This window comes from Fischerella sp. (assembly GCF_013388695.1).
Taxonomy (GTDB): Bacteria; Cyanobacteriota; Cyanobacteriia; order Cyanobacteriales; family Nostocaceae; genus PCC9605.
In genome coordinates this window covers 1-17,769 of sequence record NZ_JACAEU010000015.1, presented here as the reverse complement: position 1 = coordinate 17,769, position 17,769 = coordinate 1, and the positions used below count along the sequence as shown (strand labels likewise).

The following is a 17,769-nucleotide window of genomic DNA, read 5'->3' as shown; positions in this document are numbered from 1 at the left end:
GTTGTCCTATCTTAGAAATGGGTAATAGTGTTGTGAGTGAGACCGTGTTTTTTAGCATTGTTATTCCGACATACAATCGTAAGCCGATTCTGGAAAAGTGCCTCAGAGCATTGGAGACGCAGCAGTTGAATAATATAGAGACTTTGCATGCAACGTCTCTACAAGGTTATGAAATTGTCTTGGTGGATGATGGTTCTACTGATGGGACTTTGGAGTGGTTGGAGACACACAAAACTGAGTTTCCCCATGTGCGAACCTTTAAGCAAGACCATCAAGGGCCTGCTGCTGCGCGGAATTTAGGAGTAGAGCAAGCGCAAGGAGACACAATTATCTTTATAGATAGCGATTTAGTAGTGACAGAGAATTTTTTGCAAGCTCATGCTGATGCGCTAGTACAGGGACAAAAGGAATTGGGGAGCGATCGCTTTTTCACCTATGGTGCAGTAATCAATACCTGCAATTTTGAGCATCCCACTTCTGAACCATATAAACTCACAGATTTTTCTGCCGCTTTTTTTGCTACGGGTAACATCGCTATTCCCAAGCACTGGTTAGAGAAAGCAGGACTTTTTGATACCCGCTTTCAGCTTTATGGTTGGGAAGATTTAGAACTAGGCGTTAGGCTCAAACAACTGGGTTTAAAACTTATTAAATGTCCAGCAGCCGTAGGTTATCATTGGCATCCGCCTTTTAGCTTAGAGCAAATTCCTCGCTTAATTGATAAAGAAATTCAGCGAGGACGCATGGGAGTTTTATTTTATCAAAAGCATCCTTCTTGGGAAGTGCGAATGATGATTCAAATGACTTGGTTGCATCGTTTGTTGTGGGGAATTCTCTCACTCAATGGCACTCTAAATGAACGTACGATGGCTCCATTGTTGCAATGGCTAATTAGTATCGGAAAACCCCAATGGGCTTTAGAAATTGCCCGGATTTTTCTCAATTGGTATAACGTCAAAGGAGTCTATGAAGCTTATGCTCAAGTAAATTATGAATTATGAATTATGAAATCAAGAGTGGTATGTGATTCATCATTCAGCATTCATAATTCATCATTTTTTGTGCTACCCTAGTATGGTTCTTTAATCTCGCACATCCAGGAGTTCGGGTGTTTCTGAAATAGAAATACGCCTGGGTGGAGGTTGAACCCGAATAGGAGTTAAATAATGGCTGTTGTTTCTTTGGCTCAAATGATGGAGTCAGGGGTTCACTTTGGTCATCAGACCCGCAGGTGGAACCCCAAAATGTCTCCTTATATATACACCGCCCGCAACGGAGTACACATCATTGACTTGGTGCAAACTGCTCAGTTGATGGAAGAAGCATATACTTATATGCGATCGCAAGCTGAGCAAGGCAAAAAGTTCCTTTTTGTTGGCACTAAGCGGCAAGCAGCGGGTATTATTGCCCAAGAAGCGTCTCGTTGTGGTGCTCACTACATTAACCAGCGCTGGTTGGGCGGAATGCTCACCAACTGGGCAACTATCAAAACGCGGGTAGACCGTCTCAAAGAATTAGAACGCCGGGAAGAAAGCGGCGCTCTTGATTTATTGCCAAAAAAAGAAGCCTCAATGCTACGCCGCGAGTTGGCAAAGCTTCAGAAATACCTGGGGGGCATTAAAACTATGCGGAAAGTCCCCGATGTAGTTGTGATTGTAGACCAACGCCGGGAATACAACGCAGTTCAAGAATGTATCAAACTGGGAATTCCGATTGTATCAATGCTGGATACAAACTGCGATCCAGATGTAGTGGATATTCCTATCCCAGCAAATGACGATGCTATCCGTTCGATTAAGCTAATCGTCGGCAAATTGGCGGACGCAATTTATGAAGGTCGTCATGGTCAGTTGGATGTAGAAGAAGAATACGAAGAATACGAGGGCGCTGAGGAAGATTACGATTACGAAGAAAGCGATTACGCTGACTCGTTTATTCCTGATGAAGAAGAGGAAGAATAAATTAGGTAATGGGTAATAGATACTGGGTAATAGATACTGGGGACTGGGGACTGGAGAAGTAAAAAGTAAAAAGTAAAAAGGTAAAAGAAAAAATTCTTTCTTTTTGCTTTTAGCTTTTAACCCTTCGCTGCGCCCCTTGGGCATGCTTTTGACTTGTTTTTGCCCAATCACCAATCCCCAATCCCCAATTACCAAGCCCTTAGTAAGATAGAAATACTCAAAACCCGAGAGCGATTACAAGTGTCAGTCTAAGTAGGAATTGAGGCAAAATGGCGGAAATATCTGCAAAACTCGTCCAAGAGCTACGCCAAAAAACTGGCGCTGGCATGATGGACTGTAAAAAAGCGCTGCAAGAAAACAATGGCGATATGGCGAAAGCCGAAGAATGGCTGCGTAAAAAAGGCATTGCCAAAGCTGGAGCCAAAGCGGATCGGGTGGCGGCAGAAGGACTCGTAGGCAGCTATATCCACACAGGCGGTAGAGTCGGTGTACTGGTTGAAATAAACTGCGAAACTGACTTCGTTGCTCGCCGCGAGGAGTTTCAAACTCTGGTACGGAACGTCGCCATGCAAATTGCGGCTTGTCCAAACGTAGAGTACGTGAACGTAGCAGACATCCCGCCTAATATCGTCCAAAAGGAAAAAGATATAGAAATGGGGCGGGATGATATCGCGAATAAGCCTGACAACGTCAAAGAAAAAATTGTTCAAGGACGAATTGAAAAGCGTCTGAAGGAAATGACTTTGATGGATCAGCCTTATATTCGCGATCAGAGCATCACGGTAGAAGAACTGGTTAAGCAGGCGATCGCCCAACTCGGTGAAAATATCCAAATTCGTCGCTTTGTTCGCTTTATTCTAGGCGAAGGCATTGAAAAGAAAGAAAGTAACTTTGCCGATGAAGTAGCTGCACAAATGGGTAGTAAGTAATTTTAGTTGTTTGTTATTAGTTGTTTGTTGGTAGTTTTACTAACTAACAAGAAATAACTATTTAACTACTTTTAGGACAGGTTAAGCAAAAGAGGCTGACCTGTCTTTCATCGTATTACGGTACTCCTCTCAACTAACTACTAAACACCAATAACCAACAAATTCAAGCTAAAATCTAAACTCCTCTGGACAGTTATCCTAAAATGTAAACGTACATTTGTACTATTACATTTGGGTTGCAATGGGCAATAACGAAAAGATATGGCGAGACCAATTGAGCGAATTGAGCGGGATCTTGCAGTGTTAGAAGAGGCGATCGCCGCGATCGCACAAGAACTCAAAACTGCTTATGTCAGTTATCTAGCTACCTTAGGGCAAGCCGTGCGGCAGCAATTGATTCTGGCGGTTTATCATCTATGTACTCAGAGGTATTCCGAAAACTTTCTAAAATTGAGCTTAAGTCAGCGGCAAAATTTGCAACAGTCCGTTCGCAAGTTAGGTCAACAGGCCGCTGAACAATTACTAGCTCTTATAAACAATGATGCACAACAACCGTCACACAAACAAGTCGAAAGTGACACCGTAGATGAATGGAGCCAGAGCCTTATAGGGATTTCCTCCTTAATGGTAGCTGGTGTAGAAAGTGAGGACGAACAGAAAAATGAAGAAGGGGAAGAAAATGAAGAAAATGAAGAAAATGCTAACTTCTCCCTCTCACCTTCTTACCCTGTCTTTCCCTCCTCTTCAAACCCGATAGAACTAGCAAAATGGCAACAGTACATAGAGAGGTCGGCACAAGGCACGCTTAGAAAAATTTCTCGTGAGACTAATCTCTTATTACAAAAAGCCAAGATATTACCCAAACAACTGCCAGAACCGATTTTAGAAGCAGCTGGCTCAGATGCATCTGCTGAGGTAGTACCAGCTCCACCCAATCTCTTAAACTTAGTAATTGAAATTGAAAATGAACAGGAGCCAGAAGAATCTAGCCTGACACAAATCATGGCTATTAACTTGCGTCTTGTAGAAATTGAATTTGCTGATACCAAACTATCGTCAGAACGCAAGCAGATTCGCAATATCCTAGCTCAACTCAATAAACTTGGGTTGGACTATCAAAAAAAACAGCGAGAGCTTTCAGTTGCCGAAGCTGAAGCAGCATGGCGTGCTAGTTGGTTTGAAGATTAATTAATAGTCAAGAGTCCAAAGTCAAAAGTCCAAAGTTAATTGACTCTTGACCCTTGACTCTTGACCCTTGACTCTTGACCCTTGACTCTTGACTAATGACCACTGACAAACCAGACTGGATACGATTGCAAAAAGCCCTAGCAATAGAAGCAGAACAAGGCTTTACGGACTTGGTAGGTAGGCAATATCGCTTCAGTGAGTTTCTCACCTTAACTTTCGGCAAATTTCCGATTGGCTTATCAAGTGATGAACGCCGTCGCTGGCAAGAACTAGCGGCTCAATTTGCTAAGTATCCAAATCTGGGGCTAGAAGATAGGCAACAGTTAGTAACTGAGACTCGCAGGTATCTTTATCAATTGCAACAGCAGCAGGAGAGTGGGAGAGGGGGAGTAGGGGGAGTGGGGGAAGAGTATAAATCCCCACTCCCAAAACCCAAAGTCCAAAATCCCAAATCTCAAATCGTTACGGAGGTAAGTCGCAATCTTGCCCCCAAGTTAGACCAAAAACTGAGCGATTTACCAGAAATAGGACTCAGAAAAGCTGATAAGCTAGCGCGTCTTGGTTTATACACTGTGCGTGACTTGCTTTTTTACTATCCCCGCGACCATATTGATTATGCGCGTCAGGTGAGTATCCGTGAGTTACAGGCTGGTGAAACGGTGACAATAGTGGCAACGGTAAAGAGTTGCAATTGCTTTACTAGCCCAAAAAATAAAAAGTTGACAATTTTAGAACTTGTATTACGAGATAACACTGCTCGGATCAAAATTGGTCGCTTTTTTGCGGGTACGCGCTATACCAGTCGCGCTTGGCAAGAGAGTTTAAAGCGCCGCTATCCAGTCGGTAGTATTGTGGCGGCGTGTGGTTTGGTGAAAGAAAGTAAATACGGTCTAACGCTGGAAGACCCAGAATTGGAAGTTTTAGCCCATCCAGGCGATACTATAGAATCGTTGACGATCGGACGGGTGGTGCCTGTTTATGGCTTAACGGAGGGAGTAGGGGCGGATCTGGTGCGACAGGCAGTTATTGCTGTTTTGCCTACTGCGGCTCATCTTAAAGATCCCTTACCCAGTGGTTTACGGGGTAAGTATGAGTTGATGGAATTGAAAGATGCGATCGCCAACATTCATTTCCCCTCAGATAGCGACACTCTCCAACATGCCCGTCGTCGTCTTGTATTTGATGAATTTTTCTATTTGCAACTGGGTTTACTGCAACGTCAACACAAAGCCAGGCAAATACAAACCAGCGCTGTTCTTGCTCCTAGAGGTCAGTTACTGGAAAAATTTTACGACATACTACCTTTTCAACTTACTAATGCCCAGCAACGAGTCATCAATGATATTCTCAACGACTTGCAAAAATCAGTACCAATGAATCGCCTAGTGCAAGGTGATGTTGGTTCTGGGAAAACGGTTGTAGCTGTAGTTGCCATCCTTGCTGCCATTCAATCAGGGTATCAAGCTGCACTCATGGCTCCCACAGAAGTTTTAGCAGAACAGCACTACCGCAAGTTAGTTAGCTGGTTTAACCTGCTGTATTTACCAGTAGAATTACTGACAGGCTCTACGAAAACTGTCAAAAGACGACAAATTCACGCCCAATTAGAAACGGGAGAATTGCCCTTATTGGTGGGAACTCATGCCTTGATTCAAGACCCTGTCAACTTTCAGCGCTTGGGTTTAGTGGTAATTGACGAACAGCACCGCTTTGGGGTGGAACAGCGAGCGCGGTTGCAGCAAAAAGGCGAGCAACCCCATGTATTAACTATGACAGCTACGCCCATTCCCCGGACACTAGCGTTAACAATTCACGGGGATTTGGATGTGAGTCAGATTGATGAATTGCCACCAGGACGGCAAAAAATTCAAACCACGGCACTAACGAGTCAACAACGTAGCCATGCTTACGACCTGATCCGCCGGGAAATAGCCCAAGGACGGCAAGCTTATGTAGTTTTGCCCTTGGTAGAAGAATCGGAAAAACTAGATGTGAGATCGGCAGTAGAGGAGCATCAAAAGTTACAGGAAAGCGTGTTTCCTGAATTTCAAGTGGGACTGCTGCACGGACGCATGAGTTCTGCTGAAAAAGACGACGCAATCAGTAAATTTCGCAATAACGACACTCAAATCTTGGTTTCTACTACAGTAGTTGAGGTTGGTGTAGATGTGCCTAATGCAACAGTCATGCTGATTGAAAATGCAGAGCGATTCGGCTTATCTCAATTACATCAGCTGCGAGGACGTGTCGGTAGAGGTGCGGCTCAGTCCTACTGTCTGTTAATGAGCAGTTCGAGAAGCCCTGATGCACAGCAACGACTGAAAGTATTGGAACAATCGCAGGATGGCTTTTTTATCTCCGAAATGGATATGCGTTTTCGCGGCCCCGGTGAAGTCCTGGGAACTCGCCAGTCTGGTGTACCAGATTTTACCTTAGCGAGTTTAGTGGAAGATGAGGAAGTGCTAATGCTAGCGCGGCAAGCTGCGGAAAAGGTGATAGAAATAGATGCAACTTTGGAGCGTTGGTATTTGATGAAAGAAGAATTGAAGTATCGGTATGAGCGGTTAATGGGTGGAGCGATTTTGACATGATATTCCGACTGCTTATTGACCAGGAAATGTTACTAACTCTGTGATGAGTGAAGAATGAATTATTTCCCCTACACCCCCATTCACCTACATCCTTATAACCTAGATGATTCAGTTATATTCTGCTAGCTGATGATTCACATTCATAACTGAGTTGACAAGATGAGTGTCCAAGAACCACAAACGCTTATCAACGACCATAGAGATTTCTGCATAGAGGTAAGCAGTATCTGCATCCCCCAGTACAGCTGTGCGATCAATGTTCTCCCATAGTAAATTGCCGTATATTGCTAGACGCTCTGCAACTGAAGCAATATGGTCTTTTCTTTCGATGATATTGAGAGGATATTCAGGTAAGATTGATTGCCCAGCTGCATTACGAGCAGTCCCCATTGCTAAACCTCCAAGATTTGTGACTCGCTGTGCAAGCAAATCAATATACAAATCTAGTTCAGTGGCAATTTCATCAAACAGCTCGTGTATATCATGAGAATTCTGAGCTTCGACATTCCAATAAGCCTGCTTGATCTGAGTCTTCAGATCTACTGTGGTTGCCAGCGTTTGATTGAGGATATCAATGATTTGCGATCGCAGTTCTAAGGGTAGAATAATTCCAATCGCATCAGAGCGTATACCGCGAGGCTCGCTACTACCGTTCATTTACTCTCCTTAAAAGAGACATGAAAAAGATCTAGTGGTAGAACGCCCAGCCAGCGCTTTTGGCAGAAGTATCTGTTGAGATGCACCTTCAGACTTTTGCTTAAGCTTAGATCCCCCTCCTCACACCTAGAGGTTACTAAACTAAACTTTGAGGGTAAGATAGATAGAGTGGAATAAAAGAGTGGGGAAATTTGGAAAACTTAAAGAGTGAAGTCCCCTTTTTCCCCGACTCTTTACACTTCCCCAACCCATCAATTTTAGAGTAGCAGACTGCTAGCTCTGCGTTGTGAGCAAAACTAGGGGGAGCTGCTAGGGCTGAACACCACTAGCCGAGACCAATAGGGATTTTAAATTCTTCTATCTAAGGCTATAAAAACTGGATTGTTGCTGTATAGATGATTATTGCTTTTTTAGAAGATTATTGCTACTGTTTGCGAATCTCCTTGGGTGTTACCCCCAACAGGCGCTTGAAGTGGCGTGTAAATTGGCTTTGATCGGCAAAACCTACCATAGAAGCAACTTCAGAAATTTTTAGTTTAGTTTGCAAAAGCAACATCTTAGCACGCTCAATTCGGCAGTGAATGACATACTGGTAGGGAGAAAGCCCTGTAGACTGCTTGAATAAACGAGCAAAGTGGTATCGACTCATGCCTACTTCCTGAGCCATAGCTCCTAGCAACAAATCTTCAGCCAAATGGTCAATTATATATTCAGTTACCCGCTGTAGTTTGTGTTTGGGCAATCCTCCACCATAGTCTTGAAGAGAATGTTTCGGTACAGAGTAATGTTGCAACAAATGAGCTGACAGCGCCGTTGCCATAGAATCAGCATAAAGGCGACTGCCCAAACTATTTGATTCCAGTGCTGCTTTGAGCGCAAGCCCAATTTGATAAATCAGCGGATCTGGTTTGGAAAAGTGTGGTATTATTTCAACTACATTTGGATTAACTGATTCATAGGCTATATTTGCTACTAGCTTAGAATCTAACGTCAAAGCAATAAATTCAGATTCTTCAGAAGTAGCTGCCTTGTGAGTTACGTAGGGAGGAATTACCGCTACGTCGCCAAACATAGTGTCTTCACTTTTGTGGCATTCACCTAGCCATCGCTCAAACCCTAACTGACATTTCAGCCTAATCACAAGTGTATAATGCGTGGCATAATGTTCTTGGCTTTCATATGGGGGTTGGATGTGATACTCCAAACCAAGGTTTTCCCAGCCTGACTCGTGACTTGATAATATGGGTGGTTTGGCGAGAATGTGCTTACGAGCATCCACTTTAGTCACATCAATGGCTAGGGATTTCTCATCTGGCATCACTTTCTCCTTTCCCACTAGGCTGTTGTTGCCAATTTTGCAAAAAACCCTGTTTGTACGATTATGAATTGGTTTTGCTAGCAAACTTCACTTCAATTGGCGACTAAAAGTATCAGTGTTGTCCTTAAAACGGAGTAGCGTTTGGCTAAGTACACAATTCCTTGGCTGAAGACATAACCTATCAGTATCTAGCAATTAAGCAGCCAATTTTGCTGGCGCGCAATCTACTCAATAGCGATAGGAGTAAAATTCAGCTTAGAAATTGACATACTTCTCTATAGTTGCAACTGAATTTTTCCTTCAATTGAGAAAGATACCATTTTTTCGTTACTAGAGTATATTTCCTAAGTTTGGTTACACAAGTGTAATATTCTTTTGTGATGTGAAATGGCTATCATTACTCTTACCACATGGGAGAGTGGGAGAGGGCATTGGGCATTGGGCATTGGGCATTGGAAATAACTACTAACCACTAACCACTAACCACTAACTTTTGACTCTTGACTAATGACTAATGACTAAACTAGCAATGGCAATAGGAGAGAGACAAAATAGTAAACCAATGGTGCGGTAAAAATATAACTATCAGTACGATCTAAAATGCCACCATGACCGGGAATTAATTGTCCTGAATCTTTTACTCCAGCATCCCGTTTGAGCATCGACTCAGTCAGATCGCCTAGAAGACCAGCAACACCAATCAGCAAACCTAATGTCAGACCGGTAATTGGATATTCGGGCCAGTTGAAATAGTAGGCGATCGCAAAAGCGACAATAATACTAGCGCCAACACCGAAGACAGCGCCTTCAACAGTTTTTTTGGGACTGATGTCAGACAAAGGGGTTTTGCCAAAAAATTTACCAAAAAAATAAGCACCAATATCTGCTGCCCATATACAGAAGAAAGTCAGTAGCGTTGCTGTCAAACCGTCTGGTAAAGAAGCTGGATGTCTATTGGCGAGAAAATCTGTCCAACTGGGAGGCCAGTAGCCTCCCAAAGGAATGTTGCTGGCGGTAGTATTGAAAGCTCGCAACCTTACCCAGTAACTCGGCAAATAACCAGTGTAAAATAACCCCAAGATTGAAGCAGAAATATCCGCAATTGTCGCCATTTTTGGCTGAAACAGTAGGTAAAAACAAATAAATGTACCCGCTACTGGCATGACAGCATCAGCTAAATTGCCATCCAACGTACAAATCACTAGGAGAATTTGACTGACAACCATAGTTGTTTTAGCAGCGGGAGCTATGCCTTTGGCTCTGACCAGGTTAAAGTATTCTTTCTGACCCAAAAAAATGATCGCGGCAAACACGATGGTAAAGTACCATCCGCCCAAAACAGTAGCTGAAAGAGCAACAGCGATCGCAATAATTCCACTTAAAATTCGAGACCAAGGCATAATTAGGGACTAGGGACTAGGGATTGGTGAGACCACTTCCCGTCTTGGCTTTTGCCGAGATGGGAAAGTGGCGAACCCGAAGGAGGGACAAATCAATTAAAAATTTTTAATTTTTAATTGATTTGTCCCTAGCCACTGGTATTTGGCTTCAGTCTAACTTCTCACCGCTGAGGATAAAAATCGGGTCTACAGCAGCAAAAGTTTGAGAATAACCGCGTGTCTCCAGGCGGTTGACAGCAGACTGCACGACTTCAATATTCCTCGCTTGCAACTGGGCAAAGCTTTGAGAAATAGCATACAGATTTTCTAGATTAGCAGCTGTGGCGACTACTCTACCTGATGGTGGCAAATAATGCCAGACTGCCTGTAAAATTTCCTGGATGGGACGTCCGCCTTCAATGCAGACCCTGTGGGGTGTATCTTTGAGGTCGTGAAGACATTCGGGGGCGCTACCTTCTATGACTTCAACATTTTTGACTTCAAAGCGATCGCAGTTACGGCGGATCAGATTGGCAACTTCTTCATCCCGTTCCACAGCAACGATCCGCCCTTGGGGACACAACAGCCCAACCTCTACAGGAATAGTACCTGTACCTGCGCCAATGTCCCACAAAACTGTATCAGGTAAAAGGCGCAATTGGGCAATCAAAAGCAGTCGAATTTCTCGTTGACTCAGAGGAATTCCCGGCAAGTGCTCGAATAAATCATCGGGAATACCAGGACTAGTGTAAGGCCAAAGTTGAGAAGGCATACCATTACATATAGTTATAGTAAATAAAGATATCGGCTTTAACGTAGCGCCATAACCAAGTATCATGATTAGTCAAATTTTAGGCGAACGCTACGAAGTACAGCACCAGTTGGGTAAAAAGGCTGGGCGACGGACGCTGTTGGCTCGTGATTTGATAACTGGTGAATTGGTAGTAGTCAAGTTACTGACTTTTGACAGCGATTTTGAATGGGATCACCTGAAGTTATTTGAACGGGAAGCCGAAACTTTAAAATCTTTGTCCCATCCCTCAATCCCGCGCTACTTAGACTATTTTGAGGTAAATAAGCCGAATCTGAAAGGATTTGCTCTGGTACAAACTTATATTTCAGCCCAAACTTTGGAACAACATTTAAAGGCTGGACGTAGTTTTACAGAAACAGAAGTCAAAGAGATAGCCAAAGCTGTATTAGAAATTCTCATCTACCTGCACGGTCAGAATCCTCCTGTCATCCACCGAGATATTAAGCCTAGTAATATTTTGTTAAGCGATCGCTCTGGTAATAGTGTTGGTCAGGTTTACCTAGTAGATTTTGGCTCGGTGCAGACCGTGGCGGCTACCGAAGGCGGGACAATGACAGTAGTGGGAACCTATGGATATATGCCACCAGAACAATTTGGCAGTCGCACCGTTCCTGCTTCTGACTTGTACAGTTTAGGTGCAACTTTAATTTACTTAGTGACAGGAGTCCATCCGGCGGATTTACCCCAAAAAGACTTTCGCATTCAATTTGAACAAGCAACAAATCTTAGTCCCGCTTTCACTAACTGGTTGAGGTGGATGATCGAACCCAGTTTAGAAAGGCGTTTAACTTCGGCTGCACAAGCATTACAAGCTCTAGAAAAACTACAGACAGGCGACAATATTACTGGTTTAGCAGTGACTAAACCAGCTGGTAGTAAAATCCAACTGACAAAAGATACGGATGCTTTAGAAATTCTCGTCCCACCAGCTGGTTTTCAGGGGTCGACGGTGTTCATGGTTTTGTTTGCGATCGCCTGGAATTCCTTTATCCTGTTTTGGACAATTAATGCTCTCGCAGCGCCTTTTCCTGCTAATATCCCCTTTGCTTTATTCTCTCTACCTTTTTGGGGTGCTGGCTTGCAAATGGTGTATTCTGTTCTTTCTCCTTTACTCAAACGCATCCGATTGCGCTTAGATCGCCAGCAAATAGCCTTAACTTGGGAAATGTTGGGATTGAAATTCAATCGTGTCCCACCAGCGCCAACACAGGAAATCACTAAGCTAGTTTACGTACCAAGAACCTTTACCACAGATTTAGAGGGTAACAGAGTCGAAATTTCGCCCCAACTAATAATTTGGGTAGGAGTGCAGAAGTATCAACTAGGTGGTAAAGGTGGCTTTGTGGAATCCGAATTAGAAATTGAATGGCTAGCTAATGAATTAAGTAATTGGCTAGGTTTGCCAATTCAGCGAGAGTAAGCATGAAATAAATTCAGGTTATCTACCATCGTTCAAAGTGAAGTTATACGATTTTTCTCTTAGTGTCTTAGTGTCTTGGTGAGACCAGCCCCCGTCTTGGCGGTTCCCGTCATGATGGGGGACTGGCGAACCTGAAGGGTGTTTCAAAAATTATTTTTCACCACAAAGACACAAAGACACCAAGAAAAATCCATTTCCAAGACTTACACCTTGGCAGGGGTAGGTGGGCATTGCTCACCCTAATATATTCAAATAGGGTTTTTTACAGGAGACAGTTATGTTTGGACTGGGATGGACGGAAGTAGGTGTAATTGCGATTGTTGCGCTTTTGATTTTCGGCCCAAAAAAAATCCCCGAATTAGGAAGCGCACTGGGCAAAACCTTGCGGGGTTTTAAAGAAGAATTAAATAAAAATGACAGTGACGATACTAGTCCAGAAGAAGAAAAAACAAGTGAATAGTCCATAGTCAATAGTCAATAGTGGTTTAGCTAGATTATGGACTATTGACCCTGGACTCTGGACTCTTGACTAAAGAAGTGAATTTACTACAGATGAAGTAATCCCTATTTGGGAGTCTACAGCTGTAGTAGTGGTATTTTGCTGGGGTGCTTCTTCTCTAATAACGCCGCGCGCCTTAATTAACTTGATGGCACGGGTGATGCTTTCTGGCAAAATGACCACTAGACTGTTATCTGGAGCTATATCCAAGGCTTTGTTAATCGCTTCTGTTTCATCCAGAATCGATTCATATTTGTAATTAGGATTTACTTCCTTGATGCCTTGAATAATTAGATCGGCTGCTGAACCGCGGGCGCGTCCTCGGGTATCATCATCTTCTTTGACGATGACGCAATCAAAAATCTCTGCTGCTAGTTTGCCCAAACTGATAAAGTCTTGGTTACGGCGATCGCCAGGGCCGCCAACTACCCCGATACGTTCGCCGTTTGTCCAATTACGGACAAATGAACCCAAGGCTTCGTAGCTATGGGGGTTGTGGGCATAATCGACCAAAGCGTGGAAGTTCCCCAAATTAAATAAGTTCATCCGTCCTGGTGTTTGACTGACGGAAGCGCGGAACGTATTTAAGCCAGCACAAATTTGCTCAATGGAGACGTTTTGCACAAATGCCGCCAAGGAAGCAGCCAAAGCGTTGGCAATCATAAATGGTGCCCGTCCACCCATCGTCAGGGGGATATTTTCTGCCCGTTCGATCCGGTGCGTCCAATCGCCTTTGAGGATTGACAGAAAGCCATTTTCGTATACTGCTGCTACTCCTCCCTTTTGGATGTGGCTTCGCACCAATTCCGAATCTGGGTTCATGGTGAAATAGGCAATATTGGCTTTTGTCCTTTCGGCGATCGCTGCCACGCGCGGATCGTCGGCGTTAAGTACTGCATAGCCATCAGGATAAACGGCTTCGGCAACCACACTCTTGAGATGTGCCAGTTGTTCAAGCGTATCAATGTCACCAATTCCCAAGTGGTCGGCAGCAATATTTAATACTACGCCTACATTCGCAGCTTCAAAGGCTAACCCAGAACGGAGAATACCACCCCGAGCCGTTTCTAGCACTGCTACTTCTACCGTCGGGTCTTGCAAAATCAACTGGGCACTTTGGGGGCCTGTATTGTCTCCTGCTTCTACTAAGTAATCGCCGATATAAGTCCCATCTGTAGTTGTATAGCCTACTACTTTACCTGTCTGCTTGCAAATATGAGCTAACAATCGAGTAGTAGTGGTTTTGCCGTTGGTGCCTGTCACACTCAGGATGGGAATGCGGCTAGCTTGTTCGTTGGGGAACAGCATATCAATCACTGCTCCAGCAACGTTACGAGGGGTGCCTTGACTGGGGGCAACGTGCATCCGGAATCCAGGAGCAGCGTTCACTTCTACAATCACACCATCAACTTCTCGTAACGGACGACTAATATCCGATGTGACGATATCAATTCCCGCAATATCCAAACCGACTATTTTGACTACCCTTTGTGCCAGCCAAACGTTTTCGGGGTGAATTTCGTCTGTACGATCTACGGCAATGCCACCTGTACTCAAGTTTGCCGTCGCCCGCAGATAACAAATTTCTCCTCTATCTAACACACTATCAAGGGTGTAACCTTGCCTTTCTAGTAGGTGGTAGCTGGTGCGGTCAAGTTCAATTTTGGTGAGGACTTTATCATGCCCATCACCACGATTTGGATCTTTATTGGTTTCCTCAATCAATTCGGCGATCGTAGATCTGCCATCACCAACCACATGAGCAGGTACCCGTTCTGCAACCGCTACTACTTTGCCATCTACGACTAATACCCGATGGTCGCGTCCTCTGTAATACCGCTCAACAATTATTGATCGAGAAACCTGTCTAGCTGCATCGTAGGCTGCCTCAGCCTCTTCCCAGTTTTGGATATCGATGGTGATACCGCGTCCGTGATTGCCATCTAAAGGCTTGATCACGATCGGATAGCCACCAACGTACTCAATTGCTTCTTCCAAATCATCTAAAAAGTTGATCGTCGTACCTTTAGGTACTGGTACACCTGCATTGGCGAGGATGCGCTTAGTGGCTTCTTTGTCGCAAGCTAGTTCTACTCCCAAGATGCCGGTGTTATCCGTCATCGTTGCCTGGATGCGCTTTTGGTTAACGCCATAGCCCAATTGAATCAAGAAGCGTGCCCCCAGTTGCATCCAGGGGATACCTCTTTTTTCAGCTTCTTTGATAATTGACTCTGTGGAAGGGCCTAAGCCTGCATCACGCCATAAGTCTTTCAGGTCTTGCAAGTCTTGCTCTAATTCAGCTTTCGGGTAACGACCGCGATCGACAATACTTTGGCACAGTCGCACTGCTGCTCTGCCAGCGTAGCGTCCTGCTTCCTCATTCAGATACTCGAAGACTACTTGGTAAATACCTGGCGTAGATGTTTCACGGGTGCGACCGAAGCCAACGTGCATACCAACCAATTCTTGCAGTTCTAAAGCTACGTGTTCCACGATATGACCCATCATCGTGCCTTCACGTACTCGCATCAAAAAACCACCACGACAGCCCGGCGAGCAGTAGTGACCCTCCAGACTCGGCAGAGCCTCAACTAATCCTTCATAAAAGCCAGGGATCTCATTCGAGGGCGTCTCGGCGAGGTTTTCTAAATCGAGGCGCATGACGATTAACTTGTGGCGTCGAATGCTCCAGTAGTTGGGGCCGCGTAATGTCTGGATTTTGAGGATTCTCATGGGAATAGGTAGATGGAGATTCGGAACCAAAATTCTAGTTTCTTACTGAAATTGACCGCTAAACTGTTCATGATAAACAGTTTTTTGTTCTTACATCGTATTATTCTCACTCTCTTTGCTGCAAAGTAGAATCCGGCGGTCAACTCAGTGTAACTCCAGATACTCAACTCCGTCAGCTGGAGACTCGGTAGACAACAGGCAGAACAGTGCGCTGGTAAAGGTGGAAGCGATCGCCATGACTAAGGATGTGCAGGCGTAAGTTGTGAAGATTTAAAGGTTCTGTTGCTCCCACATGAGGTTCATTGGTGTGTGTAACTTCAGTCGGGTCAACTATTGTAACAGAACCTTTACCCAAAACTTGCAACCAACCATCGCGTTCAAACAAGGCGCAGGTATCTTCGTCAATGCCAATCCCAAGGCGGTCGGGATGAGAAGCGATCGCGCTCATCAAGCGTCCCATACGATTACGATTGTTAAAATGTTGGTCGACAATCACCTCGGGTATAAATCCCAAACCAGTTGCCATATCCACTAGGGAACGGTTGGGTGACTCGCCACTACCGCCGCCTGCGATCATATGATGCCCCATCACCGCGGCTCCTGCACTAGTGCCTGCTAAAGTCATTTCCCCCATCCTGACTCGCCGTCGGATAATGTCCATTGCTGGTGTGTCTGATAGGACGCCACACAGTCGTAATTGGTCGCCTCCTGTTAAAAAAACCCCGGTACAAGCTTCCAAGGACTCTTGGTAATCGCGATATTCACACTGCTCCCGTTCTCGAATATCCAAAAGCTCAACCTTTTTGGCACCCATATCCTCAAAAATCCGAATATACCGACCGCCAATGATTGAGGGTTCGCGAGAGGCAGAGGGAATAATGGCAATATGGGCGTCGTTAGCACCAGCACGAGCAAAAAAAGTCCGCAAAATTTCGCGGCCATGAACCTTATCTTCTGCGCCTCCGATAACCAGAACGGCGGTTTTAGTTGCTTGGGGTGTCCTCATTTCCAGAGATTTAGCTTGTAATTCCGGCATAGTGTTTCTCCTGTCAACAACTTCAGGTGAAAATTACAAGGTCAGCAGCCTAATTATTTTCGCGCTTTGCCTCTTTTAAAGGACAGTGCTTGCAGCACAATGCGCCTGTTGCTTGCGGAGTGTCCTTCGCCGTTCCTGTTAGCCAAAGCCTTGTTTTTCACCTGTCCCATTTTTTTTAATTGGCGAGATATTGCTTGGGGTTCGGGGGAGGATACTCGCAAGACCCGTCTGGTATTTCCAGCATTGTGTCTGTTGTCTCCTTTGTTGTTAGGAGAGGGAAGCAGGTATTGGCACAGTTTTTTCTGAGGCTGGTTTGATGCATCCTGGAAGTTGTTAACCTAGTCAGAATATTAATTTAAATTTAGATGTGACAATATTTAAACATAAATTAAGTAATTAGAAAAACTTTTGTTGATCTATAGAATCTAATGTTTCTAGTACTCTTGGATACGCTTTAACAAGCTCATATGTGTATTGCACAACGTTAGCTTGTTTAAAGCTAAACATTCCAAATTTAAGATTAGTGTCCTTCAATACGAAATACTGTGCGTTTTGATATAGTTACGCTGTTTCCTGATTGTTTTACCTCTGTTCTTGGTTCGGGGCTGCTTGGTAAAGCCTTAGCAAAACGGATTGCCCAAGTTAATCTGGTCAACCCACGAGACTTTACCACCGATAAGCACCGGAAAGTCGATGATGAACCCTATGGTGGCGGTGTGGGAATGCTGATGAAGCCAGAACCCATTTTTGCCGCTGTTGAGTCGCTACCAGTTTTGCCCAGAAGAGAGGTAATTTTGATGAGTCCGCAGGGGCAAACGATGAATCAACCTTTGTTGCGAGAACTGGCGGAGAATTACGACCAATTAGTAGTGATTTGCGGTCACTATGAAGGGGTAGATGAGCGGGTACTGCATTTAGTTACTCGTGAGGTATCTTTAGGTGATTTTATTCTGACCGGCGGAGAAATTCCAGCAATGGCTTTAATTAATGGTGTGGTACGCCTCTTGCCAGGAACTGTTAGCAAAGTCGAGTCCCTCACATTAGAAAGTTTTGAGGAGGGGTTGTTGGACTATCCCCAATACACCCGTCCGGCAAATTTTCGCGGTTGGAAAGTTCCAGACGTATTATTATCTGGCAATCATGCCGAAATTGCTAAATGGCGGTTGGAACAACAAATCAAAAGAACCCGCCAGCGCCGTCCGGATTTGCTGAAAGCTTGGGAAGAGGGGAAGCAGGGACAAGGG

Annotated in this window: 14 protein-coding genes; 8 read left to right on the top strand and 6 right to left on the bottom strand. The window is 44.5% G+C overall.

Going from position 1 to position 17,769, the window contains the following annotated elements; translation table 11 throughout:
- Positions 1 to 17 precede the first annotated feature (17 nt).
- The 5 genes from HXY43_RS02865 (at position 18) to recG (ending at position 6,669) form a co-directional block, all read left to right on the top strand.
- The gene (locus HXY43_RS02865) at positions 18 to 1,001 is read left to right on the top strand and encodes a glycosyltransferase (protein ID WP_290879768.1); all 984 of its coding nucleotides are present in this window, start codon (positions 18 to 20) and stop codon (positions 999 to 1,001) included.
- Positions 1,002 to 1,166: 165 nt separating this feature from the next.
- A complete protein-coding gene (gene rpsB / locus HXY43_RS02860; protein WP_026736613.1) occupies positions 1,167 to 1,961 on the top strand; it encodes a 30S ribosomal protein S2 in 795 nt (264 codons plus the stop codon).
- Positions 1,962 to 2,230: 269 nt separating this feature from the next.
- Positions 2,231 to 2,890 carry a translation elongation factor Ts gene (gene tsf / locus HXY43_RS02855; protein WP_026736612.1) on the top strand — a complete coding sequence of 220 codons (660 nt, stop codon included), beginning with the start codon at positions 2,231 to 2,233 and terminating at the stop codon, positions 2,888 to 2,890.
- Between the two features lie 261 nt (positions 2,891 to 3,151).
- Positions 3,152 to 4,078, top strand: coding sequence for a hypothetical protein (locus HXY43_RS02850; protein ID WP_290879764.1), 927 nt, complete (start codon positions 3,152 to 3,154; stop codon positions 4,076 to 4,078).
- A 95-nt stretch (positions 4,079 to 4,173) separates the two neighbouring features.
- Entirely contained in the window at positions 4,174 to 6,669 is a 2,496-nt protein-coding gene (recG, locus tag HXY43_RS02845; RefSeq protein WP_290879763.1) for an ATP-dependent DNA helicase RecG, read from the top strand.
- A 108-nt stretch (positions 6,670 to 6,777) separates the two neighbouring features.
- Here the strand turns inward: recG and dps are convergent, their stop codons facing one another.
- The 4 genes from dps to cbiT all read right to left on the bottom strand — a co-directional run bounded on the left by dps (position 6,778) and on the right by cbiT (position 10,795).
- On the bottom strand, positions 6,778 to 7,326 hold the full coding sequence (gene dps, locus HXY43_RS02840; RefSeq protein WP_290879760.1) for a DNA starvation/stationary phase protection protein Dps: 549 nt from the start codon (positions 7,324 to 7,326) through the stop codon (positions 6,778 to 6,780).
- A 424-nt stretch (positions 7,327 to 7,750) separates the two neighbouring features.
- Positions 7,751 to 8,644 carry a helix-turn-helix domain-containing protein gene (locus HXY43_RS02835; RefSeq protein WP_290879757.1) on the bottom strand — a complete coding sequence of 298 codons (894 nt, stop codon included), beginning with the start codon at positions 8,642 to 8,644 and terminating at the stop codon, positions 7,751 to 7,753.
- A gap of 518 nt (positions 8,645 to 9,162) precedes the next feature.
- Entirely contained in the window at positions 9,163 to 10,044 is an 882-nt protein-coding gene (locus HXY43_RS02830; RefSeq protein ID WP_290879755.1) for a phosphatidate cytidylyltransferase, read from the bottom strand.
- Between the two features lie 148 nt (positions 10,045 to 10,192).
- Positions 10,193 to 10,795 carry a precorrin-6Y C5,15-methyltransferase subunit CbiT gene (cbiT, locus tag HXY43_RS02825; RefSeq protein WP_026736606.1) on the bottom strand — a complete coding sequence of 201 codons (603 nt, stop codon included), beginning with the start codon at positions 10,793 to 10,795 and terminating at the stop codon, positions 10,193 to 10,195.
- Between the two features lie 64 nt (positions 10,796 to 10,859).
- On the opposite strand from cbiT, the gene HXY43_RS02820 reads away from it, so the two are divergent.
- Positions 10,860 to 12,257: a serine/threonine-protein kinase gene (locus HXY43_RS02820; protein ID WP_290879751.1), complete on the top strand. Its 1,398-nt coding sequence runs from the start codon at positions 10,860 to 10,862 to the stop codon at positions 12,255 to 12,257.
- 277 nt (positions 12,258 to 12,534) lie between these two features.
- The gene (gene tatA / locus HXY43_RS02815; protein WP_290879750.1) at positions 12,535 to 12,717 is read left to right on the top strand and encodes a twin-arginine translocase TatA/TatE family subunit; all 183 of its coding nucleotides are present in this window, start codon (positions 12,535 to 12,537) and stop codon (positions 12,715 to 12,717) included.
- Positions 12,718 to 12,786: 69 nt separating this feature from the next.
- Here the strand turns inward: tatA and cphA are convergent, their stop codons facing one another.
- Positions 12,787 to 15,489, bottom strand: coding sequence for a cyanophycin synthetase (gene cphA, locus HXY43_RS02810; protein ID WP_290879747.1), 2,703 nt, complete (start codon positions 15,487 to 15,489; stop codon positions 12,787 to 12,789).
- 172 nt (positions 15,490 to 15,661) lie between these two features.
- Positions 15,662 to 16,525, bottom strand: a complete 864-nt coding sequence (locus tag HXY43_RS02805; RefSeq protein ID WP_026736602.1) for a cyanophycinase — start codon at positions 16,523 to 16,525, stop codon at positions 15,662 to 15,664.
- 545 nt (positions 16,526 to 17,070) lie between these two features.
- Here HXY43_RS02805 and trmD point away from each other — a divergent pair.
- Positions 17,071 to 17,769: tRNA (guanosine(37)-N1)-methyltransferase TrmD (gene trmD / locus HXY43_RS02800; RefSeq protein ID WP_290879744.1), on the top strand; the 699-nt coding region annotated here is incomplete at its 3' end.